Here is a 25,979-nt window from a genome sequence, read left to right as displayed (position 1 = left end):
GTAAATACACAAATCAAGGGCTGGCAATTGTCGGCCCTTGATTTGTTTTGGGTGACTGATCTCATATCGCTTTGCTTACAGAATACCGAACGCCTCTGTTGAAATTCGTCATCCTGAACAGCGACGAAGGAGCGTGATTCAGGATCGACTACCAGAGCGCACTGTACAGATTCATACTGTCTTTACTCAAGAGTTTGTGGGTATTAGATTCCTGATATCGCTTATGCTCCTCGGAATGACAGCGAATAAAGGCCACTGATTACTGAAAGAAAACAAGCACTAAACTGGTCTACACTATCAACAATATCTCATTCAAAGGTATCTCTATGAAGCGTCTGTTATTGCTGTTGTGTGCTCTGGTTTCTTTCTCGACATTGTCCGCGCCTAAATCCGACTTATGGCCATATTGGAAACAATCGAATCAAGCCAACCAAACCCAAATTTCTCATCAAGAATGGCAACAACTGCTCAATACTTATTTAGTTGAACAAGGCGAGAATACCTTGTTTCGTTATAGCCAAGTCTCCTCTGTCGATAAAACTAAGCTGAAACAATACATCCAGCGTTTGGCAAAACTAGACCCTCTACAATACAACCAAGCAGAGCAATATGCCTATTGGGTAAACCTTTACAACGCCATCACGGTAGATCTTATTTTGGATAACTATCCAGTCGAATCAATCACCAAGCTAGGTGGTTTATTTAGCTTTGGTCCTTGGGGAGACGATGTGGTCGTGGTCAATGGGAAGGATCTAACTTTAAACGATATTGAACATCGAATTTTGCGTCCAATTTGGAATGACCCAAGAACGCATTACGCGGTTAACTGTGCCAGCCTAGGATGCCCTAATCTGCAATCTCAAGCATTCACTGCTGGCAACACGCAAGCTCTACTGGATAGTGCCGCCAAAACATTTATCAACAGCAGCAAAGGCGTATCTATCCAAGGTAACACGGCACAGCTGTCTTCTATTTATGATTGGTTTGCAACGGACTTTGGTGGAGAAAAACAAATCTTCAAACACATCGCAAAGTACGCACCGCAATACAAAAACTTCTCTGGCAAAGTGAAATACGAATACGATTGGGACTTGAATCAAGCCAACTAAACTGGGGGATGTGAGGTCAATTAGCATTAGGGACATAATAGGCCAAAAGCTAAAGACACCGGCAACTCAAAGACTAAGACATGAAAAAAAAGGGCACTGAGTGCCCTTTTTTACATCCAAATGTTTGATAGAAAACGTCCGACTACTTAAAGCCTTTAACCTTCTTAATAAGATCGTAAGCGTTTTGAATCTCTTGAGATTTCTCTTTCGCGACGTTCATCATCTCTGGTGGTAAACCTTTAGCCATCAATTTGTCCGGGTGATGCTCGTTCATCAGTTTACGATAAGTACGCTTAACGGTTTTACTGTCTGCATCTGAAGACACATCCAGAATTTTGTACGCGTCGGCCAACTGATCCGCTTGTGAAGCTTGTTGCCAGCTACCACCTGAAGATTGGCCTTGATGCTGACCATGAAAACCGCCCTGGCTTTGGAAACGAAATGCGGCTTCTTGCATTTGCAAACGACGCTCTAATTGCTCAGAAGAGAAACCCAAACCACGTGCAATCTTGTGTAGTACATTTCGTTCACTCGGGTGGATCGAGCCATCTGCAAAGGCCGCCGAGATTTGCAGCTCTAAGAAAAATTGCAACAAGTCAAAGCGACCAGCTGTCGAAATTTTCACACGAACAAGAACATCTTCTAACGGAAAGTCGCTGTCTTTACCTTCACGAAACGCGTCTTGCGCTGCGCGACGCTGTTCGCCATGCAAATTCATGCGGTCCATCATGGCTGAAGCCAGTTGGATTTCCTCTTTGGTGACTTGGCCTTTCGCTTTTGCCACATGTCCCATTACCGCAAACGCCGCTTTAAAAAACTCTTCTTGGCGCTGAGCTTGACTTGGCCCTTTTCCAAAGCCGCCAGTAGAGAACCCGGCTTGACTCAAGCGACGTGCTTTATCGAATTGATGGCCAATAAATAAGCCAAAGAGTAAACCTAGCGGCCCGCCAAGTAACAAGCCAAAAAAGGCACCCAGAATTTTGCCAAAAATATGCATTATGTGTTCTCTATCAATGAATTTTTATCGACGACGGCGGTCTTATAGTGCCGGATGCAACGATTTCCTTTATGATAATGGAATTAGTTTTATTTCGGCTAGGCCATTTCGCCTGCTTATCTTTGCAGCTATTTTGTCGTCATTATGCCACAGTGAATCAATACGCTGGGATAAATGCGACTATAGTTGATTCATTTGGCTATTACGCTAGGGTACAACAAGCCCTATAGCCATCGAGTAGTAGTGACACAGGAAAGTTCAATTCAATGCAACATTTCTCCCGCACATTTTTAGCGGCCTCTATCAGCACCGCCTTGTTTGTACCCACCACTCAAGCTGAAGCGAATATCCATGATAGTGTGCAGGAAATGCCCGCCACAGATCAATGTTTGGTCGATACAAGTGGCGAGGAGGACGCTCTTAATACCCCAGTAGTGGTAGAAGCTGACACCCTGCAAGCCATCAATGGTGACAAAGCTCAGTACTCAGGTAATGTACAAGTCACCCAAGGCCAGAAGAAAATTACCGCAGATAGCGTAACGCTGCACCAACAAGACAACGTCGTGGTTGCCGAAGGCAACGTGACTTTCAATGACGGCCAAGTCAAAGCTCGATCTGATCGTGTTACTAACGACATTAATCAAGATACGTTTTCACTTGAGAACACCGATTATCAGTTCCTTTGCCAACAAGGCCGAGGCACTGCAGCCTATATCGCTCGCACAGGTCAGTCGGTTTATGAACTCGAAGACGGCTCTATCACATCGTGCCCTCAAGGCGATAATTCATGGCGATTGGTTGCGTCAGGCATCGATGTTGACCAAGATGAAGAGACAGCGACGCTGCACCATCCTCGATTTGAAGTGTTAGATGTGCCTGTTTTCTATGTGCCGTATCTAACCATGCCAATTGGAGATACGCGCAAAACGGGTTTCCTCTTCCCTTCTTTATCGTATGGTTCTAGTGATGGTATGGAAGTCGAGGTGCCATTCTATTGGAACATCGCGCCTCAATATGACATGACACTCACCACGCTCTATATGCAGCAACGTGGTACAAAACTCGATACTGATTTCCGCTACCTAACAGATGGTTGGGGAAATGGGGAAATCAAAGGCGAATACCTCAATAGTGATCGCAAATATCAGGACGAGTCTCGTTGGGGCTACCAAGTTAAACACGACGGTATCATCAATAAACAGTGGATAGTCAAAGTCGATTACTCAAAAGTGAGTGATATTGATTACTTCCTCGATCTCGACTCCGACATTGGTAACCGTGAAGATGGTCAACTGGTTCAAGAAGGACAAGTACAATATCGTTCTGACTTCTGGGATGCCTCGTTAACCGTTCGTGACTTCCAAATCTTATTGAAAGAAGAGAACCGCCCTTATCGCCTGCTTCCTCAGTTAGACTTGAACTACTACACGCCGTTGTGGGGAGACTACCTTAACTTTGACGTGAAGAGCCAAGTGAGCCGCTTCGATACCAGCGATGCTGCGCGACCAAATGCGACCCGTGTTCACATTGAACCAGGGCTTACATTACCACTCTCAAACTCATGGGCAACGTGGACAACAGAAGCGCGTGTGCTCTCTACGTATTACTCTCAAGACTTAACGGGTTTGACAGATGTAAACTTGCAAAACCAGTTGGATGATGAAGTTTCTCGTGTTATTCCTGAGTTCCGTACGCATGCGCAACTTTACTTAGAGCGAGATACAAGCTGGATCAAGGGCTACACACAAACACTGGAGCCTCAGCTACAGTACTTGTACGTACCTGAAGAAGATCAAACCAACATCTACAACTACGATACCACCTTGCTACAAACCGACTACTACGGGCTATTCCGCAGTCGTAAGTACAGTGGCATTGATAAAATCGCCTCGGCGAACCAGTTAAGCTACGGTGCGAGTACTCGCTTCTTTGATGATGACTATAAAGAGCGTCTTAACGTTTCATTTGGTCAGATTTACTACTTCGATAAAAAGACCAAACTGAGCAACAGCCCAAATCTTCCGGATGAGACCACCAATTACTCATCATGGGCGATTGAAGCTGATTTCAACTACAACGATTACTTGTTCTATCACGGTGGAATTCAATACGATATTGATTTGAGCTCCATGCAGTTGGCAAACAGTACCTTGGAATACCAATTCAACGGCGGCTTTATTCAGGGTAACTATCGCTACGTTACGCGTGAATACATCGAAGATACGATCATTCTCGAAAACCTAGACACAATTACTCGTAAAGGTATTTCTCAAGCAGGTATTGTAGCGGCCTACGAGTTCAACCCGAACTGGTCTGCGAGTGGTCAATACTACTACGACCTCAATGAAAATGCGGACCTAGAATGGTTAGCGAGCCTACGTTACCAATCTGACTGTTGGTACATTGGCGTCACTTACTCAAACCAATTGCTTGGTTGGGAAGACCAAGCTATCGGCAGCACCGGGGCATCACCTGAATACGAAAATAACTTCAGCGTTAACTTCGGTATTCAAGGCTTTGCGACCAACCAGCGTGAAGACACTGCTGTCAAAGAACTGGATGGTTCTGACAACGCGATTAAGTACGGCCGCCCATTCTATCTGAACAATTAATCAAAATAGGCGTCTTAAATGAATAAGACGCCTATTCAAAAATACTGACGGAATTTTAAATGAAAATTTGGAAATCAATCTTATTCACGACCCTACTCTCTTGCGGAGCGGTTGCAGCACCAGTAGAGATCGATAAGGTTGCGGTCATCGTGAATGACGGTGTAGTTCTACAAAGCGACATCGAAACAGCGATGAAAACGCTGCAAGCCAACGCTCGTCAAAGTGGAAAGAGCTTACCTTCTACCAGCGTGTTAAAAGAACAAGTCGTTGAAAAACTTATCATTGATACGTTGCAAGGCCAAGAAGCAGACCGTATTGGTGTGCGTATTGACGACAACCGTTTAAACCAAGCGATTGCAGAGATCGCACGTAATAATGAGCAATCGGTAGAACAACTCGCTGCTTCTGTAGAAAGTGAAGGTTTAAGTTACCCAGAATTCCGCGAACAAATTCGTAAGGAAATCGCCGCATCAGAAGCTCGCAATGCACTGGTTCGTCGCCGTATTAATATCCTTCCAGCAGAGGTCGATAGCCTTGCTGAGCAACTATCACAAGAAACCAATGCGACTGTTCAATACAAAATTGGACACATTCAACTGCGCTTCTCTGACGATAAAGAAAAGTCAGCTGTAGAAGCAGAAGCTAAAGCGCTCGCGAAAAAGCTAAACGAAGGTGCAGACTTTACGGAGATGGCCTACACCTACTCAAAAGGTCCTAAAGCTTTACAAGGTGGTGACTGGGGCTGGATGCGTAAAGAAGAGATGCCAACCATCTTTGCTGATCAGATCAAGATGCAAAACAAAGGCAGCATTATTGGTCCTTTCCGTAGTGGCGTTGGTTTCCACATCCTAAAAATAGAGGATGTAAAAGGCCTAGAAACGGTTGCGGTAACGGAAGTAAATGCGCGTCATATTTTGATTAAACCAACCGTGATTCTGAGCGACGAAGGGGCGAAGAAGCAACTGAATGAATTTGTACGCCGCATCAAAGCCGGTGAAGCAACGTTCGCTCAATTGGCAACACAATACAGTCAAGATCCTGGCTCGGCAGCACAAGACGGTGAACTAGGTTATCAAACACCAGATCTTTACGTGCCAGAATTTAAGCACCAAGTAGAAACTCTGCCAGTTGGCTCAATCAGCGAACCGTTCAAAACCGTTCACGGCTGGCATATCGTTGAAGTGTTGGATCGTCGCCAAGTTGACCGCACTGACTCAGCGATGAAGAACAAAGCTTACCGTATTCTATTTAATCGTAAATTTAATGAAGAAGCGGGCGCATGGATGCAAGAGCTACGCGCAAGTGCGTTTGTTGAAATCGTGGATGACAACAATGACAACTAATACAATTCGTAGAATTGTCGTAACCGCAGGGGAACCTGCGGGTATCGGCCCAGACTTAGTGCTTGCCCTATCGAAAGAAGATTGGGCGCACCAAATTGTCGTCTGTGCCGATAAGAATATGCTGACGGAGCGAGCCAAGCAGCTTGGCATCGAAGTCCAACTGTCTGATTACAATCCAGAAGAAGCACCTAAAGCACAAAAAGCGGGCACGCTTATCGTTGACCATATCCAAATATCAGAACCTGCGGTCGCAGGCGAGCTCAATGAAGCGAATGGCCACTATGTACTAAAAACGCTAGAAAGAGCGGCTTTAGGCTGTATGAATGATGAATTTGATGCTATTGTCACCGGCCCTGTTCATAAGGGGGTGATTAATCGCGCAGGTGTTGCATTCAGTGGTCATACTGAATTTTTCGCCGAGAAGTCACAAACGCCGCTAGTCGTAATGATGCTAGCAACGGAAGGACTACGCGTGGCGCTGGTTACAACACATATTCCTTTAGCTTATGTGTCCAAAGCTGTCACCGAAGAGCGATTAGAAAAAATCATCGATATTCTTCATAAAGACCTTGTAGAAAAGTTTGCTATCGCACAACCAAACATCTACGTTTGCGGGCTTAACCCTCATGCTGGCGAAGATGGCTGCTTAGGTCGTGAAGAGATCGAAACCATCACTCCGACACTGGAAAAAATTCGACAAGAAAAAGGTATCAACCTGATCGGCCCTCTGCCGGCTGATACCATTTTCAATGAAAAATATTTAAATGATGCTGATGCTGTTTTAGGCATGTACCATGATCAAGTGTTGCCAGTATTAAAATACAAAGGCTTTGGTCGTTCAGTAAACATTACTCTTGGTCTACCTTTTATTAGAACATCGGTGGACCACGGTACTGCATTAGATCTGGCAGGGACAGGTCAAGCGGATACAGGGAGTTTCCGAACAGCGCTCACGCATGCGATAGATTTGGTAGAGAAGAAACAATGAGAAATGATGTCCATTTAGGACACAAAGCGCGTAAACGTTTTGGTCAAAACTTCCTGAACGATCCATACATTATTGATGGAATCGTATCAGCGATTAACCCAAAACCAGGTCAAAACCTGGTTGAAATCGGTCCTGGTCTTGGTGCAATCACTGAGCCAGTAGGTCGTGAAGTAGATAAGTTCACAGTTATCGAATTAGACCGCGATCTGGCGGAACGCCTACGTACTCACCCTGAACTGGCAGATAAGTTGACCATCCATGAGGGTGACGCTATGCGTTTTGACTTCACTCAACTAGTGAAGCCAAACAACAAGCTGCGCATTTTTGGTAACTTGCCATACAACATCTCTACACCATTGATGTTCCACCTTTTTGAGTTCCATAAAGACATTCAAGACATGCACTTTATGCTGCAAAAAGAAGTGGTAAACCGCTTAGCCGCCGGCCCTGGCAGCAAAGCTTACGGCCGTTTGACGGTAATGGCTCAGTACTACTGTAAAGTGGTACCAGTACTGGAAGTACCGCCAACGGCATTCGTTCCACCACCGAAAGTGGATTCTGCCGTTGTTCGTTTAGTGCCTTACGAAGAGCTGCCATGCCCGGCGAAAGATCTGCGTTTGCTCGATCGCGTTTGTCGTGAAGGCTTTAACCAACGTCGTAAAACAGTTCGTAACTGCTACAAATCGTTGTTAAGCACAGAAGTACTAGAAGAGCTAGGTGTTAATCCAAGCATGCGTCCAGAGAACCTGACGCTAGAACAATTCGTCGCAATGGCGAACTGGCTTGCGGATAACCCGCAGCACTAAGAACTCAAACAATGAGCCAAACCCTTGTAGGTTTGGCTTATTATTATTGGGATATTACGTTTCTGAGGAGTGCACATGGACGTCATTCAACCTTGCATCAAAATTCAAGTTCACACCAAATACATCGAAGAACAGTCCAACCCAGAGCTACAACGCTACGTTTTCGCTTATATCATCACCATCAAAAACCTTAGCCAACAAACCGTACAGTTAGTGAGCCGCCGCTGGCTAATCACAGACTCGAATGGCAAGCAAATGACGGTTGAAGGTGACGGAGTGGTAGGCCAGCAGCCCTTTATTCCAAGCAATGATGAATACACGTACAGTAGCGGAACCGCGTTAGAAACCCCTGTCGGCGTTATGCAAGGACACTACAAAATGCTGGATGAGAAAGGGCAAGAGTTCATCACCGAAATTGAACCATTTCGCTTGGCTGTTCCAAATGTTTTAAATTAGTAAATTGGAGATTCAGTGGCTACCTATATTGTTGGTGACATCCAAGGCTGTTTTGATGAATTGCAGCGACTACTAGAAAAAGTATCTTTCTCTGCGAAAAAAGACCAACTTTGGCTTGCTGGTGATTTGGTCGCCAGAGGGCCTAAATCACTAGAAACGTTACGCTTTGTGAAGTCACTTGGCGCAAGCGCAATCGTGGTGCTTGGTAATCACGACCTCCATCTTCTCGCTGTGGCTCACGGGATAAAAAAGGTCAAAGACAAAGATAAAACCGCACCTATTTTCACGGCCCCCGACAAAGAGGAATTACTGACATGGCTAGCTCAGCAACCTCTATTGGCCGAGCATGACGAGTTCGTGATGTGTCACGCTGGCATATCACCGCAGTGGAATCTAAAAACAGCGAGAAAGTGTGCCCGTGAAGTTGAGCGCATCATCCAAAGTGAAGAGCTGCCTTGGCTATTAAAAAACATGTACAGCAATCAACCGGATTCCTGGGATGACTCTCTACAGGGTTTGGACCGATACCGCTATATTATCAATGCTTTTACGCGGATGCGCTTTTGTTTCCCTGATGGTCGTTTGGATATGGATTGTAAATTGCCACCGCAACAAGTTTCCGGTAACGAACTTATTCCATGGTTTGATGTGCCTAAACGTATTCACTTAAATAAAGCGGTGCTCTTTGGGCACTGGGCTGCACTACAAGGCTATATGAACAACGAAGTCATCGGGCTAGATACTGGCTGCGTTTGGGGCGGAAGCCTAACCATGATCCGTTGGGAAGATAAGAAAATTTTTACTCAGGATGCGTTAAGTTAAACACTGAATAACAGTCGATAATCCATAGTAGGAAGAATACTTGTCACTTAACACCTCCTGTAGGGTCATTCCAACGAGCCTTAACGAGACTAGGAATCTAATATCCTCGCGCTGCGAATAGATAGAAATACCTTTGACAACAAGGTACTCGTATAGAGGCTCCTGAATCTCGCTCTTTCGTCGCTTTTCAGGATGACAGTAGGTTGGGATGGCCGCTCGCTGTTACACGAACGGCATTACCGTATTAACTACGCGGTGTTAATCTCGAATTACTTTTCTAACACAGTAAAGCGCATGTTGTAGGCGTTCTTCTCATCGGCTTGATACATTTCTGAGTAAGTTTCCTTAAACTCGTCTCCCCAATCTGGGAACTGAGTATCACCATCAATGGCCGCTTCAATGTGTGTTACATACAGTTTATTGGCCATAGGCAGACAAGTGGTGTAAATCGCACCACCACCAATGATCATCACTTCTTCCACATCACCTGCGACTTCCAGAGCCTGCTCAATCGATGTTACGGTAGTAACGCCTTCGATCTTTAGTGTCTCATCACGGCTAATAACAATATTCAAGCGACCTGGTAAAGGGCGACCAATAGACTCATAGGTTTTGCGTCCCATCACAACCGGTTTTCCCATGGTACAACGCTTAAACCAAGCGAAATCGGCGGGAAGATGCCAAGGCATTTGATTGTCTTTGCCAATGATGCGATTGTCGGCCATAGCGGCAATCATACTAATGATCATGTTAGGTCCTTATACAATTGGTCTGCGGCGATAGAATAACAGCCCTGGAACCGCAAGACCAACAGCTAAACCTGCAATAATAAACATGGCCTTAAGAAAGTTTTCCATACAGGTTGCGACAAGCTCGGGTGAGTAGCCAACATGATTGATTTCTACCATAGCGATCATTGCTTTGTACGCAAACACACCCGGCACCATCGGGATCAAAGCAGCCACAGTAAACACTTTTGGATGCGCGAGAAAACGGTGAGACCAGTACACACCAATCATCCCAACTAACGTCGCAGCAAAAAAGGTTGCCCACTCAATAGGAATGCCAAACTGCATCATCAAGTAGCGGCTACCATGACCAATCGCGCCACCAACAGCGCAATACACTAAAGCTCTTTGTGGTACGTTAAAAACCAATGCAAATCCTACAGCGGGAATCGCCGCAAAAAACATGTCATTCAAAAGGCCAAACATCAAATCAAATAAACTCATTAGATAGCCCACCCCCAAATTCCAGTTACACTCATCGCAGCAACGATCCCCAAACATGTCGCCAACGTTAGTAAACTAGCCATCACAAATCGAGCAATCCCCATATTAATGTGGCCTTTCAACATATCTGCGACAGAGTTAATGAGTGGGAAACCAGGTACAAGCATTAATACTGACGATGCCATTGCTACGGTAGGTAGATTACCGATTTGGTAAATTTCCGCCTGTGCTGAAATTAAGGTGGTCACAAAAGCGGTCGCAGCAAAGTTCAATAGAGGGTTGAAATGACGATGACCAATTTCTTGGCGAACGATCATGCCACCAGCTGAAGCTAAAAAGGTCATAATGAATACTCCCCAATCACCACCAGCTAGATGACTGAATGCCGCACAAGACAAGCCAATCATAAACACCACCAACCAGCGGTTATAACGCTCTGGACTGATAGCGTTCAGCTTTTTCTGCGCCATGGTTGAATCGAGCAAACCACGTTCCATCATGATACAGATTCGTTGAATTTGCGTAATAACGCGCATATTGATGCCACGATCAGCGCAGCTTCGGGTGGTGGTGATGCAATGCCCATCCATTACCGTCGTCACAACCAATGCATTAGCTGATAGTGCTACCGCAACTTCATTCACCCCACAAGCAAGGCCAATACGACGCATAATATCGCTCACAAGAGTACTTTCAGCACCATGAGCAAGTAGCATTTGTCCGGCTTGGGCGACAAGACGAGAAATCGATCGTTGAGTAGATACCGCCAACTCTCTAGGCGGTATGGTTTCTAGAGTCATAAATAAGTCTAATTCCTTTTAGGGTGTTACTCATTCATACGCGCGAGGGCCAAACTAACCCTCAAAAAAACACGACGTATCAGTTATTGTGCCGTAAATCACATCACCTAAATATGATTTAGATACAAAAAAAGCCGCAATAAATAATTGCGGCTTAATGAATTATAGGCAAACAGGCATTGTTTGACCGTTCTGATTAGTCACGAACGTAGACAACGTGACCGTCATCTTCTTCATCGTCCCAGTCATCCCAATCGTCGTCGTCATCTTCAGTGATAACGTCTTTACCCGCCATCGCATCTTTATGGTAATCATCCCACATGAAGTTAACTTTATCTTCTTCAGCCACTTCTTCCTCTTCGCGAGGTAGGTTATCCATAAAGTCAGCCAGTTTGTAACAAAGCTCTTTAGTACCGTTACGATTGATCGCCGAGATCTTAAAGTACTCGTCTTCCCAACCTAGTGCGTCTAAGATTTCTTGGATCTTCTCATTCGCTTCTTCTTCAGGCATTAGATCAACTTTGTTGAACACTAACCAGCGCGGCTTACTTGCCAGTTTTTCGCTGTATTGTTCTAGTTCATCAATGATCGTCAATGCATTTTGCACCGGATCGGACTGATCAATTGGCATAATATCGATCATGTGCAGCAACACTCGACAACGCTCTAAGTGCTTCAAGAATCGAATACCAAGGCCAGCGCCATCTGCTGCACCCTCGATCAAACCAGGGATGTCTGCAACAACAAAACTTTTCTCTGGTACGACACTTACGACACCCAAGCTTGGGATCAAAGTCGTGAATGGGTAATCAGCGACTTTCGGTTTTGCTGCTGATACTGCGCGGATAAAGGTTGATTTACCAGCATTAGGTAGACCAAGCATACCCACATCAGCAAGAAGCAATAGCTCAAGGCGAATTTCGCGTACTTCACCCTTTGTACCCAATGTTCTCTGACGAGGCGCGCGGTTTACTGAAGATTTGAAACGCGTGTTACCTAGACCGTGCCAACCGCCTTTTGCGATCATCACTTTCTTACCGTGTTCAGCAACTTCCGCCACGATTTCATTTGTGTGGATATCCACAGCGCGCGTACCCACAGGTACACGAAGAACAATGTCTTTACCACGCTTACCTGTACAGTTACCACCGCGACCGTTTTCACCACGCTCAGCTTCGTAGAAGCGCTGGAAACGGTAATCAATCAGGGTATTTAGGTTTTCATCAGCTTGGATATAAACATCACCACCGTCACCGCCATCACCGCCATCAGGGCCACCTTTAGTGATGAATTTTTCACGCCAGAAACTGACAACGCCACTACCGCCATCACCAGCCTGAACTTTTACTACCGCTTCATCTACGAACTTCATCTTTTACTCCGACTACTTCGTGCGTGGATTAAATCTTACTATGTCATCCGACAATTTTAGCAGATGACAGATCTAAGCTCCCAGATTCAAATCGCTTAGGATCTTAGCGAGAAACTTCGATATGTCGACTGCCACAAATAAAAAACCCCGCCGATTCGGCAGGGCTTTTGAATTCAGCTTAAAGCTATTAAGTAATTTGGTTAAAAACCTAATTACTCAGCTTCGATGCTTACAAACTTACGGTTCTTAGGACCTTTCACTTCGAACTTCACTTTACCTTCAGTAAGAGCGAATAGAGTGTGGTCTTTACCGATACCTACGTTGTTACCAGCGTGGAACTTAGTACCACGTTGACGAACGATGATGTTACCTGCAAGTACAGATTCACCACCGAAACGCTTAACACCTAGACGTTTGCTTTCTGAATCGCGGCCGTTACGAGTAGAACCACCAGCTTTTTTGTGTGCCATTGTTAAACTCTCCTAATAGATTAAGCGTTGATACCAGTGATCTTCACTTCAGTGAACCACTGACGGTGACCCTGTTGCTTACGAGAGTGCTTACGACGACGGAACTTAACGATTTTAACTTTATCGCCACGACCGTGTTGTACAACTTCAGCAACAATTTTGCCGCCCTCTACAAGAGGAGCACCAACTTTGATGTCTTCGCCGTTAGCAACAAGAAGAACTTTATCAAATTCTACAGTTGCACCAGTTTCAACGTCTAATTTCTCTAAACGAAGAGTTTGACCTTCGCTTACACGGTGTTGTTTACCACCAGATTGGAAAACAGCGTACATATTTTACTCCGCTTTTTCCGCACAGCCTTTCTTGAGGGTGTGCGCTAAACTAATCATCAATAGGGCGCAGATTCTACAGAATAGATGCTCCTATGACAAGCCATATTTTGAAAAAATTGGCGAAAAGCTAATCGCCAAAGAAAAGTGCGGCAATCATGCCCTTTAGTAATGTATTAATCAACGTTTTTTAGTGTATTATTCGACAATTATATAAATCGAATAAGCCTTGCAGGGTCTAACTTCAGCCGGATATACGATGGATTTTAAAACTATCCAAGCGCTTACTGCCGATGACATGGCAAAAGTGAATGAAACAATTCAAGCCCAACTTAATTCTGATGTCTCTTTAATCAACCAGCTCGGTTTTTATATCGTGAGTGGTGGAGGCAAACGTCTAAGACCGCTTTTAGCGATACTGTCAGCCCGCGCACTTGGTTACCAAGGCAATGGTCATACAATGGCAGCTGCGTTTATTGAGTTCATCCATACAGCGACTTTGCTGCATGATGACGTGGTAGATGAATCAGACATGCGCCGTGGTAAAGCCACTGCGAATGCAGCATTTGGCAATGCGGCTAGCGTATTAGTTGGGGACTTTATCTATACACGCTCATTTCAGATGATGACAGAACTAGGATCCATGAAGATCCTTAAACTAATGAGCAATGCCGTAAACGTGATCGCCGAAGGTGAAGTACAGCAGTTGATGAACTGTAACGACCCTGACACGACAGAAGAAAGCTACATGCAAGTCATCTACTCTAAGACTGCGCGCTTATTTGAATCCGCAACTCAAATCGGTGCAATCTTAAATGATGCTCCTGAGCATGTTGAAATCGCAATGCAAAATTACGGTAAGTATCTAGGCACTGCGTTTCAGCTCATTGATGACGTCATGGATTACACTTCTGATGGCGAAGACATGGGTAAAAATGTGGGTGATGACTTGGCCGAAGGCAAGCCAACTTTACCTCTACTCCATGCTATGCGTAATACCACACCAGAAAACGCCATCATGATTCGTGAAGCGATTGAGAAAGCGAATGGAATGGAGCGCTTAGAAGAAATTCTTGCGGTCATGAAAGAAGCAGGCTCTCTGGAATACACAACGCAAAAAGCTCTAGAAGAAGCAGACAAAGCAATCGCAGAACTATCAGTGTTGCCAGAGTCTGAATACAAACAAGCGCTTGTTACTCTGGCTCATGTCGCAGTACAACGCACGAAGTAATCAATAGCTACCCGTAACGCAAGGCTTATAGCGAAAAGGAAGAGCACGCTCTTCCTTTTTTACGTTTGATACCTAATGACGACGCCCGGGGCGCTAGTAATATCTGTCACTACCGCCATGCAGTTGTGGATCATCTTCTATTTCATCAAAGCTAACGGCGAGTTGCTGTTCAGTCCCTTGTTTGGACAACAATACCGTCTCTGCTTCATGGTCGACCACTAATATCGTACCGACGCCTTGTTGGCACTCAACAACCATGCCTTTACGGATTCGACTCGCTTCCATCATCTTCTCCTTCACTACGTGGTTTTGTTCGACCATTTTTACGAAGTTGAGAAATCAAGGATCAAAAAAGCCGATCAAAATGATCGGCTTTCTTCTTATATAGGCTTTCTAGGTTACTTTGCGAATTCAACACCAATGTTGATGTCGCCATTTAGTGTTTCTAGCATACCGTCTAATGCAGACTTTTCGTAATCGCTGAGTTTGCCGTAGCTTAGTACTTCTTCAACGCCTTCTTTACCCAGTTTTACAGGTTGCGCGAAGTAAGTCGCGTGTTCGCCGTCGCCTTCAACGTAAGCGCACTCAACTACGCCTTCTTCACCTTGAAGAGCACGAACCAGAGACAGACCAAAGCGACATGCAGCTTGGCCCATTGATAATGTTGCACTACCACCACCCGCTTTCGCTTCTACAACTTCAGTACCTGCATTTTGAATACGTTTCGTTAATGCTTCTACTTCTTCAGCTGTAAACTCAACACCTTCTACTTGAGACAGTAGAGGTAAGATCGTTACGCCAGAGTGACCACCAATTACTGGCACGCGAACGTCACCTGGATCTTTGTCTTTTAGCTCAGCAACAAACGTTTCTGAACGGATAACATCCAACGTTGTTACACCAAATAGACGACGCTTATCATAAACACCCGCTTTTTTAAGAACTTCAGCAGCAATTGGCACTGTTGTATTTACAGGGTTTGTGATGATACCAACACAAGCTTTCGGACAAACAACCGCAATCTTCTCCGCTAGCGATTTAACGATACCAGCGTTTACATTAAATAGATCCGCACGATCCATACCTGGCTTACGCGCAACACCAGCAGAAATTAGCACAACATCCGCGCCTTCTAGTGCTGGAGTAGGATCTTCACCAGCGTAACCTTTGATAGAAACTGGCGTAGGGATGTGGCTAAGATCAGCGGCCACACCAGGAGTTACTGGAGCAATATCATATAGGGCTAAATCAGAACCAGCAGGAAGACGGTTCTTAAGTAGAAGGGCCAGGGCTTGACCGATGCCACCAGCGGCACCAATAACGGCTACTTTCATGTAGTTCTCCTTGAGAGTATTTCTCTTATAAACGTATTCGTAGGGTAGTTTGTAACCAACTTAAATAAAGCTATCGGAATCACAACTTGATTACAATCAATTAACGCTAGCTTTGCGACCTCGCGCAACTCGCTGTTACCGTGCTACAAATGGGGCTTGGATTATTCTTTTATTCTTTTGAAATGACAAGGAATTCAAGAAAACAGATACAGCCCTACTTCAGCGCGCTAAAGAATTCTATGTGGTATATAGTTTACAGTGACGCATCTAACATAATCCTGGGACTCTTTGGCACCGCCTGAATATATATGCGAGAATATGCAAAATTGCTGACCCGTAATAAGAGATTTGTAATGACTATGCGCAATTCAGAAAAACAAGACAACTTAGTTCGCGCCTTTAAAGCCCTGTTAAAAGAAGAAAGCTTTGGCTCACAGGGCGAGATTGTTGACGCACTCAAACAGCAAGGGTTTGAGAGTATCAACCAATCTAAAGTCTCACGTATGCTGACTAAATTTGGCGCCGTCCGTACGCGCAATGCAAAAATGGAAATGGTTTACTGTCTTCCTGCTGAGCTAGGTGTCCCAACAGTCAGCAGCTCTCTGCGTGAACTGGTACTAGACATCGATCGTAATGCAGCGTTAGTGGTAATTCACACCGGCCCAGGTGCAGCACAGTTGATTGCTCGCTTGCTTGATTCACTCGGTAAATCCGAAGGTATTCTTGGCGTTGTCGCGGGTGACGATACCATTTTCATTACGCCAACCATGGCAATTACGACTGAGCAACTCTTCAAATCAGTGTGCGAGCTGTTCGAATATACTGGTTAAGTTCTATAAAGCTTCAATCAGCTAACTCATTGTGGGTTATAAAAGAAGTCTCATTTTGTAGCCCATAATTTATGTAAATTTTTTGCTTACTCCGCTCGTTCTTTAACCACCCATTTTGTGATTAACATCACGCAATTGATCTTTTTCATTTCAGTCACTAAACGTTACTTAAGTAATTGTTATAAAAAGAATTAAATCACAAATTGAATCCTATCCCCTGATACAAAATTCAGACTTATCAACTATAACATTTAACAATTGGATAATTTTCTGCCAATTTTTTGTTATGATTCGCTCGCTTTTTCAAACGATTGGATTGAAAAAGGTGCCGTTTCCAAATAGGAAACTCCAGAAGTGATTTATGGTTATTTCCGGGTAAATAATGAATATAAGGAAGGGAAATTCATGGCATTTAACAAACTTCTCAAAGTAGGCGCTATCGCTGCAGCCGTAATGGGCGCAGGCGCAGTTAACGCTCAAGAGTTTATTACCATCGGTACTGGCTCTGTAACAGGTGTTTACTACCCAACTGGTGGTGCTATCTGTAAGTTGGTAAATAAAGGTCGTAAAGACCACAACATCCGTTGTTCAGTAGAATCGACTGGTGGCTCAATTTACAACGTTAACACTATCCGTGCAGGCGAATTAGATTTTGGTATCGTGCAATCGGATTGGCAGTACCACGGCTACAACGGTACGAGCAAGTTTGAAGAACAAGGCCCGTACAAGAAGCTACGCGCAATGTTCTCTCTTCATACAGAACCTTTCAACATCATTGCGCGTGCAGATTCAGGTATTGAAAACGTTGAAGACCTGAAAGGTAAGCGAGTAAACATCGGTAACCCAGGCTCTGGTGACCGTGCAACGATGGGCGTTGTTATGGAAGCGATGGGTTGGACAAACGACAGCTTCAAATTGGCGTCTGAGCTAAAAGGCTCTGAACGCTCTCAGGCACTTTGTGATAACAAAATTGACGCCTTCATTTACATGGTCGGCCACCCGAACGGTTCAATCAAAGAAGCAACCACATCATGTGATGCGAAGCTAGTTTCAGCAACAGGCCCTAAAATCGATAAAATTGTTGCCGACAACCCATACTACGCCTTTAGCTCAGTACCGGCTGGTATGTACCGCGGTACAGACAAAGACGTAAACAGCTTTGGTGTTGCAGCAACAATGGTAACGACCTCTGATGTTTCAGACGATGTCGCTTACAACGTGGCAAAAGCTGTGTTTGAAAACTTTGATACCTTCAAACGTCTACACCCTGCATTCGCAAACTTGAAGAAAGAAGACATGGTGAAAGCTGGTCTTTCTATTCCTCTTCACCCAGGTGCAGAAAAATACTACAAAGAAATGGGTCTAATTAAGTAATTTCCTCAGACTCTACATACAGGCAGGAAAGAATATTTTCTGCCTGTTTGAGCATACAGGTTGTAGCACGTTCTAACTGTATGCTTCATTCGCCAGTTTTCTTCTGATAACTGCGAGCTCATACCCAAGAAAACTTAAACGCCGCCTAACAGAGTATCCAACAATCAACACTTTGAGTTCAGGCAGCAAAATACTCGAAAGCAAACTTCGCTCCATTCACTACACTGATAGAGGCGAAGTGTGGTTCTCGATAAAAATCAGACAGGACCATCAATAATAAGGAAAAAGTACATGGCGACGAATCAAGCTCCGTCACAAGATGTGCAAGAAATGGTGGCTCAGGCAGACACAGGTGCACGTAGCCCTTCGGGAATGCAAGGACGAATCCTTTGGTTTGTTCCTCTGTGTTGGTCACTATTTCAATTATGGTACGCATCCCCGTTACCATTTATTTTCAATTTTGGCGTACTGAACGACACGGAAGCGCGATCTATCCACCTTACTTTCGCGATCTTTTTGGCTTTCACTGCTTATCCAGCGATGAAGAATTCTCCTCGCGATCATATCCCTCTTGTTGATTGGATACTCGCGTTGGCTGGCAGCTTTTCAGCAGCCTATATATACCTTTTTTATACCGAGCTAGCAGGACGCTCAGGCGCACCGACAACGGTTGATATCGTTGTTGCTGTTATCGGTATGCTCCTCCTTTTAGAAGCAACACGCCGAGCACTTGGTCCACCATTAATGGTCGTGGCTGCTGTTTTCCTTACTTACACCTTTGCAGGCCCTTACATGCCTGACGTTATCGCGCACAAAGGGGCAAGCTTGAACAAGGCCATGTCTCACTTGTGGCTAACAACAGAAGGCGTTTTTGGGGTTGCGCTAGGTGTTTCTACCTCTTTTGTCTTCTTGTTTGTATTGTTTGGAGCAATGCTGGAACGCGCTGGTGCCGGTGCTTACTTCATTAAAGTTGCCTTCTCGTTGCTTGGCCATATGAAAGGTGGTCCAGCTAAAGCGGCCGTTGTTGCATCAGGTTTATCTGGTCTGGTTTCTGGTTCTTCAATCGCAAACGTAGTAACAACTGGCACCTTTACCATTCCACTGATGAAGCGTGTTGGCTTTCCCGGCACAAAAGCGGGTGCGGTAGAGGTAGCGGCTTCAACCAATGGTCAGTTAACACCGCCAATCATGGGGGCAGCAGCATTTTTGATGGTGGAATACGTCGGTATCTCCTACGTTGAGGTGATTAAAGCTGCCCTACTTCCAGCGCTAATCTCTTATATTGCTTTAATTTACATTGTTCACCTTGAAGCATGTAAAGCAGGCATGACAGGCCTTCCTCGTCGCCACAACCCAACACTAGTACAAAGTCTGCTGTCCTTTACTGGCACAATCTTAGGATTGTGTGTGATCAGCGCATTGGTTTACTACGGAGTGGGTTGGACAAAGGACGTCTTTGGTGATGCCGCGACACCAATTGTTACCGTCGCACTATTAATCGCGTACGTTGGGTTGGTGAAAGTCTCAGCAAATCACGTGCAAGATGGCGCAATTGAGATTGATGCAGAATTAACAGAAGTACCTGATCCTGGCCCAACCGTTAAGTCAGGCTTGCACTACCTACTCCCTATCGTCGTATTAGTTTGGTGTTTGACTGTCGAACGTTTCTCACCTGGCCTTTCGGCATTCTGGGCAACGGTGTTCATGATTTTCATTTTGCTGACTCAACGTCCGTTGATTGCACTGCTGTCAAAGCAAGGTGACATGCTTCAGCAAACCAAAGATGGCTTTGTCGATCTTGCCGAGAGCTTAGTTTCTGGTGCGCGCAATATGATTGGTATCGGCGTTGCAACCGCGGCAGCGGGCACCGTTGTTGGTGTTGTTACACTAACGGGTATCGGCCTAGTGATGACCGACTTCGTCGAGTTTATCTCTGGTGGCAGCATCATTCTTATGCTGCTGTTTACCGCCATCATTAGCTTGGTTCTGGGGATGGGTCTGCCAACCACGGCGAACTACATCGTGGTCTCTACGCTAATGGCGCCGGTTATTGTTACGCTCGGCGCGGCGCATGGCTTGATTATTCCGTTGATAGCGGTGCACTTGTTCGTTTTCTACTTTGGTATTTTGGCCGACGATACCCCACCTGTAGGTCTTGCGGCTTTTGCAGCAGCAGCGATTGCGAAATCAGATCCAATTCGTACCGGTATCCAAGGTTTTACTTACGATATTCGAACCGCTATTTTGCCGTTCATGTTTGTGTTCAATACCCAGCTATTGTTAATGGGGATCGACTCTTGGTGGCATTTGGCACTCACGGTCATCTCATCGATCATTGCAATGCTGATTTTCTCTGCGGCAACTCAAGGGTGGTGGTTCACGCGTAACAAGTGGTGGGAAACAGTCCTATTATTAGTACTGACGTTTTCGTTTTTCCGTCCAGGTTTTTGGTGGGACATGCTGTACCCAGCGAAAGTTCTTTCTCCTGGCGTTGAGGTAGCTCAAATCACGGAAACACTAAATGTAGGAGAATCATTGGAGTTACGTGTTGCCGGTGAAAACCTTGAGGGCGACTACATTGAGAAAACGGTTCGTCTTCCATTCGAAGACAGTGCGACAACAGCAGACGCACGTATTTCATCTATGGGTCTAATGCTGACCGAAAGTGACAACAAAATGATTGTCGATATGGTTGAATTTGGTAGTCCAGCAGAGTCCGCAGGTATCGACTTTGATTGGGAAATCAAGTGGGTTATCCAGGATGCAGACCGTCCGATGAAAGAGTGGGTGTTTGTACCATGCTTAATGATTTTGCTGGTGCTTGCAATGAACCAAAAACGTCGTGCTCGTAAGGAACAATTGAGCGCATAACCGATTTGGCCCCGAGGATAAAGGGGCCTTAATGAGAGACATTGAATGTACAAACAAATTCTTGTTCCGGTTGATCTAAATGACCAAGGCTTTTCAGACCGAGCGGTTGAACTAGCGGTTTGGCAGGCAAAGCAAGCAAATGCTCAAATCCATCTTCTGACGGTACTACCTGGTATTCACATGTCGATGGTTGCCACATACTTTCCGAAAGATGCTGCGGCCAAAATGAAGCAAGACGTGAAGCAGCAACTAAAAACTTTCGCTAATGAGCATATTGCTGAAGATGTGGTTTACCAAGTGCATGTTGCTGAAGGCAAGGCCTACACGACCATTCTTGATTATGCAGAACGTTTAGGCGCAGATCTCATCATTATGCCAAGTCACAAGCGCTCTAAAATCAATAAAGTAATGCTTGGCTCTGTCGCGAGTAAGGTTGTGGAATATTCTCCAATCAATGTGATGGTCGTAAAACCGCAAGGCTAAGTAAATACAGAAACGAAAAAGGACGCTAACATTAGCGTCCTTTTTATATTAAACAAGTAAGGGTTATGCCATCACTGGGTAATCGGTATAACCTTCTGCTCCACCCAAATAAAAGTGTTCTGGTTTCGCCTCATTAAGAGGTGCATTTTTCTTAAATCGCTCAACTAAATCTGGGTTTGCGATAAAGGGAACGCCAAATGCGACCACATCAACTTTGTTTTCTGCAATTGCTGTTGCCGCTTCTTGTGCACTGTAGCCCACGTTCGCCATTAAGTGACCTTTATAGTTTTCGCGTGCTGGCTTGAGAACATCTGCTTTTTGTACGCCTTTCAGATCCGCACGCATCACGTGCCAATAAGCAAGATCGAAAGAATTAAGTTGCTCTGCTAAGTAACGCATCAAGCCAACTGGATCACTGTCTTTCATGTCATTAAATCCATTTAGCGGAGATGTGCGCAGACCGACTCTTCCAGGTCCCCACACCTCAACGACTTCTTTCACTATCTCAAGTAAAAATCGAGCACGATTTTCAACCGAGCCACCGTATTCATCGGTACGTAAATTTGAGCCGTCACGAAGGAAGTTATCAATAAGATAACCATTGGCGCCATGTATCTCGACCCCATCAAAGCCGGCTTTCTTGGCGTTTTCTGCACCTTGTTTAAACGCCGCAACAATGGAAGCTATCTCATCCACTTCGAGTGCTCGTGGTACCGTATATGCTTGCTTACCCGAAGGGGTATGGACTAATTCATCACGAATGGCCAATGCGCTCGCCGCTACAGGTGTTTTTCCTTCATTCAGATCAGGATGACAAGCTCGTCCCGCATGCCAAATTTGCAGTACAATCTTACCGCCTCTCTCATGAACCGCATCCGTTACCTTTTTCCAAGCTGCGATTTGCTCTTCGCTGTAAATGCCCGGCTCTGCCATGAAAGCAGACGTACCTTCCATCACCATGGTGCATTCAGCAATGATAAGTCCGGCACTCGCACGTTGAGCGTAGTATTCAACCATAAGGTCATTAGGAATATGGTCCGCACCAGCACGAGCTCGCGTTAAAGGCGCCATAATGGCACGGTTATCTAATGCTAATTGACCGAGTTCGATAGGAGAAAATAAGTCTACAGAGTTGGACATGTTGTTTACCTCAAATGACAATAACTTGATGGCTAAGGATGAGGTGCCAGACTATAATCAGATTAATATTGAAACAATATGGATAATTGAAAGTGATTGTTCGCAATTTAGAAACAATTGACTTTAGAACGCTTTCTATCTTTGTCACAAGCTGTCGACTACTGAGCTTAACCAAGTGCGCGCTGGAGTTAAACCTACCAAAATCTACTGTTAGCAAAGCCATAACCAAACTCGAACAACACTTTGAAGCCAAACTGCTAGAGCGCACAACCCGAAAGTTAGTGATCACCGAAGCTGGCCAAATGGTTTTAGAGCGTGCTGCAAGCTTAGTTGAGGAATTCCACTCAATTGGCCATGACGTTCAGGAGATGGAACAACAGATCCAAGGCCGGCTGCGTATTTCCGCGCCACCAGCGTTGGATGCGTATATGGCGGAGCACATCTTTTTGCCATTTTTAAAACAATGGCCAAAAGTACAAATTGCGTTAGAAGCATCGAACGATTTTGTTGATCTGTTTTCACACGGCTTTGATATGGCAATTAGAGTCGGTCAGATAGTTGATGATCGATTAATCGCGAAAAAATTAGGCTATACCACTCGAGTCCTGGCTGCTAGCCCTGAGTATTTAGCTGAGTTCGGCGTACCTGAAACGCCAGAAGACCTGACAAAACATAACTGTTTGAGGTATCAATATGTTTCAGAAATAGGACCTTGGACGCTGATCTCACACGATAATACCGTCAATGTTTCAATAACCAGTAACTTCTCAAGTACAACTGTAGAAGCAATATTAAAAGGCGCACTTAAAGGACTAGGCATCGCGAACTTACCTGTGCAGAACATGACGCAAGAGCTAGAAAGTGGCACCTTAGTCAGAGTGTTACCGCAATGGCACACGGTACCAATGCCTATTTATTTAGTCTATCGTCCTGGAGCAAACCGCCCACGGCGTGTACAAGCAATGATTGACCATATCATGAGCTTAAGAGCTCAATTTGAATTTGGCCCTCGGCATGGTTTGTGTTGCGGGGAAGCATAACCCAGCAACTATCGGGCACTAGCATGCGGCTCGGATAAATGCCGCAAGCTTCTCACTAGCATGCTGTTCACTCAATGCAGACATATCACCCGCGGCTTCCACTTTACCATCCGCCACAAACACAAAGTGGCTGGCAATCGCTTTGGCATCGCTTAAATGGTGCGTGACCATCAATACGGTTATTCCCCGCTCTGCTGCCAGTTTTTTTACCAAACCTAGCATCTCTTCACGCAACACCGGATCAAGCGCCGAGAACGGCTCATCCAATAGCCACATGGGATGAGGCTGAACAAAACAACGCGCTAAGGCAACACGTTGACGCTGGCCACCAGAAAGATGCTCTGGCAAACGGTCGAGGTACTCTGCAACACCAACTTGCTGCGCGGCTTGTTCAATCTGACGATTTTGGTCCACCGTAAGCTTTAGCCCTGGGTGTAAGCCCAAACCGATGTTGTCACGCACCGATAAGTGAGCAAACAAATTGTGCTCTTGGAACAACATAGAGAACGGACGCAGATAAGGCTCTTTACGCACAATGGACTCACCATCAACACAAATATCACCACGGTCAGGATGGATGAATCCTGCCACCAACGCCAACAAGGTTGACTTCCCTGCCCCACTTGGTCCCATCAGCGACACAATCTGTCCTTGCTCAATCGTTAAGTCAAAACGAAACAGTTCACGTTGGTAGGTGTACTGCACATCATCCAACACTAACATTACGCTCTCTCCTTCGTTTTCAATACTTTCTCAATCAAGGCAAAACAGCCCACACTCAACAACAATAGGGTCACCGATACCACCGCAGCTGCGTCCATCTGATAACTGCCAAGCAACTGGAACAAATACAGAGGTAAGGTACGAAACTCTTGTCCACCAAACAGTGCTATGGCACTTAAATCCCCTATTGCAAACATAAAGCTGATCGCAAACGCATGTGCAAACGGCTTGCGTAGCGCCTGCCACTCCACCACTTTAAACCGTTGCCAGCCACGCACGCCTAAGCTGGCACATACATACTGATACTGTTGTTCAATGTGCAGCATTGGCTGCGCTAGCGTTTTGATCACGTAAGGCAAAGCCATCAAACCGTTCACCAAAATCACGACAAAAAATGCCAAGCTAAAAACATCGGTAAATGCGCGCAGTAGTAAGAATAAACCGGTGCTAATCACCAGACCTGGAGTCACCAAAATAACGGTGCCGATTAACTCAATCTGATCGGCTCGCGTGTTTTTGTACTGCAACCGCCAACGGCGACTGGTCAATAGTATGGACACCCCTGCAGCGACCGCAAGCGCGCTAGCGACACAGGCGACTTTGAGGGAGTTCAATAGCGCAGACCAAAAACGCTCATCGGTTAATACTGTCCAAACTTGTTGGTTGATGCCACTCAGTAACACCATCAATAACGGCGGTATTACCAGTAAAAAGGCACCTATGATCCAAAAGCTATCCCAAGCTTTTGACCACCCATGATCCTTCGTTAAATATTGCTGTACCGATGTGCTTCCAGCACTGATAGAAACAGGCCTTGTTAACTTCTGCACTCCAATAGCAAGCAGTCCACATAACAGCATCTGCCACAGCGCCAATAACGCCCCAGCTTGTAAATCAAAATCAAACTTAATCGCTTGGTAAATGGCCAATTCAATGGTGGTGGATTTTGGCCCGCCCCCCAACGCCATTACAGTGGCAAAACTGGTAAAGCACAACATAAACACCAACCCACAAACGTGGGGAAGCTGCTGCCTTAAACGCGGCCATTCTACCCAGCGAAACTTATCCCAATGGCTCATCCCAAGATGCGCGCAAAGCTTATGCTGCTCGGCAGGAGTAGACTCCAAGGCTTGCAGAAGCAATCGTGCCGCGTAAGGTAAATTAAAGAACACATGGGCGAGTAAAATGCCGTTCAAACCGTAAATAGAGAATGGCAGTTTAGTGTCGAAACTTTGCAACCACTGCGCCAACAAACCACTGTTGCCATAAATCGCTAACAGCCCAAAAACACCAACCAAAACCGGCAAAACCAGTGTCGATGCAAACAGCTTAAGCAGTAATGATTTACCAATAAATTGGCGACGCGAAAGTGCGTGCGCTACTGGAATGGCAAAGCCAACACTGAGCAATGTGGAAAGAAACGCTTGGTAGAAACTGAACTTGGTGACATGTTGATAGTATGGGTCGCCCCATACCACAGACACATCAAGTGAAGGGGCTTGAACAATCAAAGCACCTAGGGCAGAAATAACAAAGGTCGCGATGATCATCGCGACCCCTAAACCTATTTTTGGAACAGAATTCAAAGGTAAAACCTATCTCATTCAGATGAGGATG

At 45.3% G+C, this 25,979-nt stretch carries 25 protein-coding genes; 13 read left to right on the top strand and 12 right to left on the bottom strand.

Going from position 1 to position 25,979, the window contains the following annotated elements; translation table 11 throughout:
• Nucleotides 1-326: 326 nt before the first annotated feature.
• The gene (locus R7E38_RS19035; RefSeq protein WP_318081976.1) at nucleotides 327-1,109 is read left to right on the top strand and encodes a DUF547 domain-containing protein; all 783 of its coding nucleotides are present in this window, start codon (nucleotides 327-329) and stop codon (nucleotides 1,107-1,109) included.
• Nucleotides 1,110-1,251: 142 nt separating this feature from the next.
• Here the strand turns inward: R7E38_RS19035 and djlA are convergent, their stop codons facing one another.
• Nucleotides 1,252-2,106, bottom strand: a complete 855-nt coding sequence (djlA, locus tag R7E38_RS19030) for a co-chaperone DjlA (protein ID WP_017820270.1) — start codon at nucleotides 2,104-2,106, stop codon at nucleotides 1,252-1,254.
• A 266-nt stretch (nucleotides 2,107-2,372) separates the two neighbouring features.
• On the opposite strand from djlA, the gene lptD reads away from it, so the two are divergent.
• The 6 genes from lptD to apaH all read left to right on the top strand — a co-directional run bounded on the left by lptD (nucleotide 2,373) and on the right by apaH (nucleotide 9,133).
• A complete protein-coding gene (lptD, locus tag R7E38_RS19025; protein WP_005379673.1) occupies nucleotides 2,373-4,718 on the top strand; it encodes an LPS assembly protein LptD in 2,346 nt (781 codons plus the stop codon).
• 59 nt (nucleotides 4,719-4,777) lie between these two features.
• Complete coding sequence (surA, locus tag R7E38_RS19020) at nucleotides 4,778-6,061, top strand: peptidylprolyl isomerase SurA (protein WP_005379672.1); 1,284 nt, start codon at nucleotides 4,778-4,780, stop codon at nucleotides 6,059-6,061.
• A complete protein-coding gene (gene pdxA / locus R7E38_RS19015; protein ID WP_005383085.1) occupies nucleotides 6,051-7,049 on the top strand; it encodes a 4-hydroxythreonine-4-phosphate dehydrogenase PdxA in 999 nt (332 codons plus the stop codon). The genes surA and pdxA overlap by 11 nt, the downstream gene beginning before the upstream one ends.
• Nucleotides 7,046-7,855, top strand: a complete 810-nt coding sequence (gene rsmA / locus R7E38_RS19010) for a 16S rRNA (adenine(1518)-N(6)/adenine(1519)-N(6))-dimethyltransferase RsmA (RefSeq protein ID WP_005379669.1) — start codon at nucleotides 7,046-7,048, stop codon at nucleotides 7,853-7,855. Before pdxA ends, rsmA begins: the two co-directional genes overlap by 4 nt.
• 75 nt (nucleotides 7,856-7,930) lie before the next feature.
• On the top strand, nucleotides 7,931-8,311 hold the full coding sequence (gene apaG, locus R7E38_RS19005; protein WP_005379668.1) for a Co2+/Mg2+ efflux protein ApaG: 381 nt from the start codon (nucleotides 7,931-7,933) through the stop codon (nucleotides 8,309-8,311).
• Nucleotides 8,312-8,326: 15 nt separating this feature from the next.
• Entirely contained in the window at nucleotides 8,327-9,133 is an 807-nt protein-coding gene (apaH, locus tag R7E38_RS19000) for a bis(5'-nucleosyl)-tetraphosphatase (symmetrical) ApaH (protein ID WP_047101938.1), read from the top strand.
• Nucleotides 9,134-9,402: 269 nt separating this feature from the next.
• On the opposite strand, the gene folA is transcribed toward apaH, so the two are convergent.
• The 6 genes from folA to rplU form a co-directional block, all read right to left on the bottom strand.
• Nucleotides 9,403-9,882 (bottom strand): type 3 dihydrofolate reductase, encoded by a 480-nt coding sequence (folA, locus tag R7E38_RS18995; protein ID WP_005379666.1) that lies wholly within the window; start codon nucleotides 9,880-9,882, stop codon nucleotides 9,403-9,405.
• A gap of 9 nt (nucleotides 9,883-9,891) precedes the next feature.
• A complete protein-coding gene (locus R7E38_RS18990) occupies nucleotides 9,892-10,365 on the bottom strand; it encodes a threonine/serine exporter family protein (RefSeq protein WP_005379665.1) in 474 nt (157 codons plus the stop codon).
• Nucleotides 10,365-11,165, bottom strand: coding sequence for a threonine/serine exporter family protein (locus tag R7E38_RS18985; RefSeq protein WP_005379664.1), 801 nt, complete (start codon nucleotides 11,163-11,165; stop codon nucleotides 10,365-10,367). The genes R7E38_RS18990 and R7E38_RS18985 overlap by 1 nt, the downstream gene beginning before the upstream one ends.
• A 196-nt stretch (nucleotides 11,166-11,361) precedes the next feature.
• Nucleotides 11,362-12,537 (bottom strand): Obg family GTPase CgtA, encoded by a 1,176-nt coding sequence (gene cgtA / locus R7E38_RS18980; RefSeq protein WP_005383091.1) that lies wholly within the window; start codon nucleotides 12,535-12,537, stop codon nucleotides 11,362-11,364.
• Between the two features lie 212 nt (nucleotides 12,538-12,749).
• A complete protein-coding gene (gene rpmA / locus R7E38_RS18975) occupies nucleotides 12,750-13,007 on the bottom strand; it encodes a 50S ribosomal protein L27 (RefSeq protein ID WP_005383095.1) in 258 nt (85 codons plus the stop codon).
• 20 nt (nucleotides 13,008-13,027) lie between these two features.
• Complete coding sequence (rplU, locus tag R7E38_RS18970; RefSeq protein ID WP_005383096.1) at nucleotides 13,028-13,339, bottom strand: 50S ribosomal protein L21; 312 nt, start codon at nucleotides 13,337-13,339, stop codon at nucleotides 13,028-13,030.
• 256 nt (nucleotides 13,340-13,595) lie between these two features.
• On the opposite strand from rplU, the gene ispB reads away from it, so the two are divergent.
• The gene (gene ispB / locus R7E38_RS18965; RefSeq protein ID WP_064353590.1) at nucleotides 13,596-14,567 is read left to right on the top strand and encodes an octaprenyl diphosphate synthase; all 972 of its coding nucleotides are present in this window, start codon (nucleotides 13,596-13,598) and stop codon (nucleotides 14,565-14,567) included.
• A 93-nt stretch (nucleotides 14,568-14,660) separates the two neighbouring features.
• Here the strand turns inward: ispB and R7E38_RS18960 are convergent, their stop codons facing one another.
• Nucleotides 14,661-14,852 carry a hypothetical protein gene (locus R7E38_RS18960; RefSeq protein ID WP_005379661.1) on the bottom strand — a complete coding sequence of 64 codons (192 nt, stop codon included), beginning with the start codon at nucleotides 14,850-14,852 and terminating at the stop codon, nucleotides 14,661-14,663.
• Nucleotides 14,853-14,965: 113 nt separating this feature from the next.
• Nucleotides 14,966-15,901: a malate dehydrogenase gene (gene mdh, locus R7E38_RS18955; protein WP_005379660.1), complete on the bottom strand. Its 936-nt coding sequence runs from the start codon at nucleotides 15,899-15,901 to the stop codon at nucleotides 14,966-14,968.
• A 359-nt stretch (nucleotides 15,902-16,260) separates the two neighbouring features.
• Here mdh and argR point away from each other — a divergent pair, with 359 nt between their 5' ends.
• The 4 genes from argR (at nucleotide 16,261) to R7E38_RS18935 (ending at nucleotide 21,459) form a co-directional block, all read left to right on the top strand.
• Nucleotides 16,261-16,731 carry a transcriptional regulator ArgR gene (argR, locus tag R7E38_RS18950; RefSeq protein ID WP_005379659.1) on the top strand — a complete coding sequence of 157 codons (471 nt, stop codon included), beginning with the start codon at nucleotides 16,261-16,263 and terminating at the stop codon, nucleotides 16,729-16,731.
• Between the two features lie 405 nt (nucleotides 16,732-17,136).
• On the top strand, nucleotides 17,137-18,105 hold the full coding sequence (locus R7E38_RS18945; RefSeq protein WP_005379657.1) for a TAXI family TRAP transporter solute-binding subunit: 969 nt from the start codon (nucleotides 17,137-17,139) through the stop codon (nucleotides 18,103-18,105).
• Nucleotides 18,106-18,396: 291 nt separating this feature from the next.
• Nucleotides 18,397-20,976 (top strand): TRAP transporter permease, encoded by a 2,580-nt coding sequence (locus tag R7E38_RS18940; RefSeq protein WP_017820274.1) that lies wholly within the window; start codon nucleotides 18,397-18,399, stop codon nucleotides 20,974-20,976.
• 45 nt (nucleotides 20,977-21,021) lie between these two features.
• Nucleotides 21,022-21,459 carry a universal stress protein gene (locus tag R7E38_RS18935; RefSeq protein ID WP_213889117.1) on the top strand — a complete coding sequence of 146 codons (438 nt, stop codon included), beginning with the start codon at nucleotides 21,022-21,024 and terminating at the stop codon, nucleotides 21,457-21,459.
• Between the two features lie 63 nt (nucleotides 21,460-21,522).
• Here R7E38_RS18935 and R7E38_RS18930 read toward each other — a convergent pair whose 3' ends face one another.
• Nucleotides 21,523-22,599, bottom strand: a complete 1,077-nt coding sequence (locus R7E38_RS18930) for an alkene reductase (protein ID WP_047101924.1) — start codon at nucleotides 22,597-22,599, stop codon at nucleotides 21,523-21,525.
• A gap of 92 nt (nucleotides 22,600-22,691) precedes the next feature.
• Here R7E38_RS18930 and R7E38_RS18925 point away from each other — a divergent pair, with 92 nt between their 5' ends.
• The gene (locus R7E38_RS18925; RefSeq protein ID WP_085569678.1) at nucleotides 22,692-23,639 is read left to right on the top strand and encodes a LysR family transcriptional regulator; all 948 of its coding nucleotides are present in this window, start codon (nucleotides 22,692-22,694) and stop codon (nucleotides 23,637-23,639) included.
• A gap of 18 nt (nucleotides 23,640-23,657) precedes the next feature.
• Here the strand turns inward: R7E38_RS18925 and thiQ are convergent, their stop codons facing one another.
• The gene (thiQ, locus tag R7E38_RS18920; RefSeq protein ID WP_047101922.1) at nucleotides 23,658-24,362 is read right to left on the bottom strand and encodes a thiamine ABC transporter ATP-binding protein; all 705 of its coding nucleotides are present in this window, start codon (nucleotides 24,360-24,362) and stop codon (nucleotides 23,658-23,660) included.
• A complete protein-coding gene (gene thiP, locus R7E38_RS18915) occupies nucleotides 24,362-25,948 on the bottom strand; it encodes a thiamine/thiamine pyrophosphate ABC transporter permease ThiP (protein WP_318081975.1) in 1,587 nt (528 codons plus the stop codon). The genes thiQ and thiP overlap by 1 nt, the downstream gene beginning before the upstream one ends.
• Nucleotides 25,949-25,979 lie beyond the last annotated feature (31 nt).

Origin of the sequence: Vibrio sp. Vb2131 (assembly GCF_033338535.1) — a bacterium.
Classification (GTDB): domain Bacteria; phylum Pseudomonadota; class Gammaproteobacteria; order Enterobacterales; family Vibrionaceae; genus Vibrio; species Vibrio alginolyticus.
This window is presented reverse-complemented; position numbering and strand designations above follow the sequence as displayed.

What these genes read in the sequence shown, in the direction of transcription:
- ispB (WP_064353590.1), top strand. Translation starts at nt 13,596, where the DNA reads ATGGATTTTAAAACTATCCAAGCGCTTACTGCCGATGACATGGCAAAA.
- surA (WP_005379672.1), top strand. Translation starts at nt 4,778, where the DNA reads ATGAAAATTTGGAAATCAATCTTATTCACGACCCTACTCTCTTGCGGA.
- rsmA (WP_005379669.1), top strand. Translation starts at nt 7,046, where the DNA reads ATGAGAAATGATGTCCATTTAGGACACAAAGCGCGTAAACGTTTTGGT.
- R7E38_RS18945 (WP_005379657.1), top strand. Translation starts at nt 17,137, where the DNA reads ATGGCATTTAACAAACTTCTCAAAGTAGGCGCTATCGCTGCAGCCGTA.
- lptD (WP_005379673.1), top strand. Translation starts at nt 2,373, where the DNA reads ATGCAACATTTCTCCCGCACATTTTTAGCGGCCTCTATCAGCACCGCC.
- cgtA (WP_005383091.1), bottom strand. Translation starts at nt 12,537, where the DNA reads ATGAAGTTCGTAGATGAAGCGGTAGTAAAAGTTCAGGCTGGTGATGGC.
- R7E38_RS18990 (WP_005379665.1), bottom strand. Translation starts at nt 10,365, where the DNA reads ATGAGTTTATTTGATTTGATGTTTGGCCTTTTGAATGACATGTTTTTT.
- rplU (WP_005383096.1), bottom strand. Translation starts at nt 13,339, where the DNA reads ATGTACGCTGTTTTCCAATCTGGTGGTAAACAACACCGTGTAAGCGAA.
- R7E38_RS19035 (WP_318081976.1), top strand. Translation starts at nt 327, where the DNA reads ATGAAGCGTCTGTTATTGCTGTTGTGTGCTCTGGTTTCTTTCTCGACA.
- R7E38_RS18960 (WP_005379661.1), bottom strand. Translation starts at nt 14,852, where the DNA reads ATGGAAGCGAGTCGAATCCGTAAAGGCATGGTTGTTGAGTGCCAACAA.
- R7E38_RS18935 (WP_213889117.1), top strand. Translation starts at nt 21,022, where the DNA reads ATGTACAAACAAATTCTTGTTCCGGTTGATCTAAATGACCAAGGCTTT.
- folA (WP_005379666.1), bottom strand. Translation starts at nt 9,882, where the DNA reads ATGATCATTAGTATGATTGCCGCTATGGCCGACAATCGCATCATTGGC.
- pdxA (WP_005383085.1), top strand. Translation starts at nt 6,051, where the DNA reads ATGACAACTAATACAATTCGTAGAATTGTCGTAACCGCAGGGGAACCT.
- R7E38_RS18985 (WP_005379664.1), bottom strand. Translation starts at nt 11,165, where the DNA reads ATGACTCTAGAAACCATACCGCCTAGAGAGTTGGCGGTATCTACTCAA.
- thiQ (WP_047101922.1), bottom strand. Translation starts at nt 24,362, where the DNA reads ATGTTAGTGTTGGATGATGTGCAGTACACCTACCAACGTGAACTGTTT.
- mdh (WP_005379660.1), bottom strand. Translation starts at nt 15,901, where the DNA reads ATGAAAGTAGCCGTTATTGGTGCCGCTGGTGGCATCGGTCAAGCCCTG.
- djlA (WP_017820270.1), bottom strand. Translation starts at nt 2,106, where the DNA reads ATGCATATTTTTGGCAAAATTCTGGGTGCCTTTTTTGGCTTGTTACTT.
- R7E38_RS18940 (WP_017820274.1), top strand. Translation starts at nt 18,397, where the DNA reads ATGGCGACGAATCAAGCTCCGTCACAAGATGTGCAAGAAATGGTGGCT.
- rpmA (WP_005383095.1), bottom strand. Translation starts at nt 13,007, where the DNA reads ATGGCACACAAAAAAGCTGGTGGTTCTACTCGTAACGGCCGCGATTCA.
- argR (WP_005379659.1), top strand. Translation starts at nt 16,261, where the DNA reads ATGCGCAATTCAGAAAAACAAGACAACTTAGTTCGCGCCTTTAAAGCC.
- apaG (WP_005379668.1), top strand. Translation starts at nt 7,931, where the DNA reads ATGGACGTCATTCAACCTTGCATCAAAATTCAAGTTCACACCAAATAC.
- R7E38_RS18930 (WP_047101924.1), bottom strand. Translation starts at nt 22,599, where the DNA reads ATGTCCAACTCTGTAGACTTATTTTCTCCTATCGAACTCGGTCAATTA.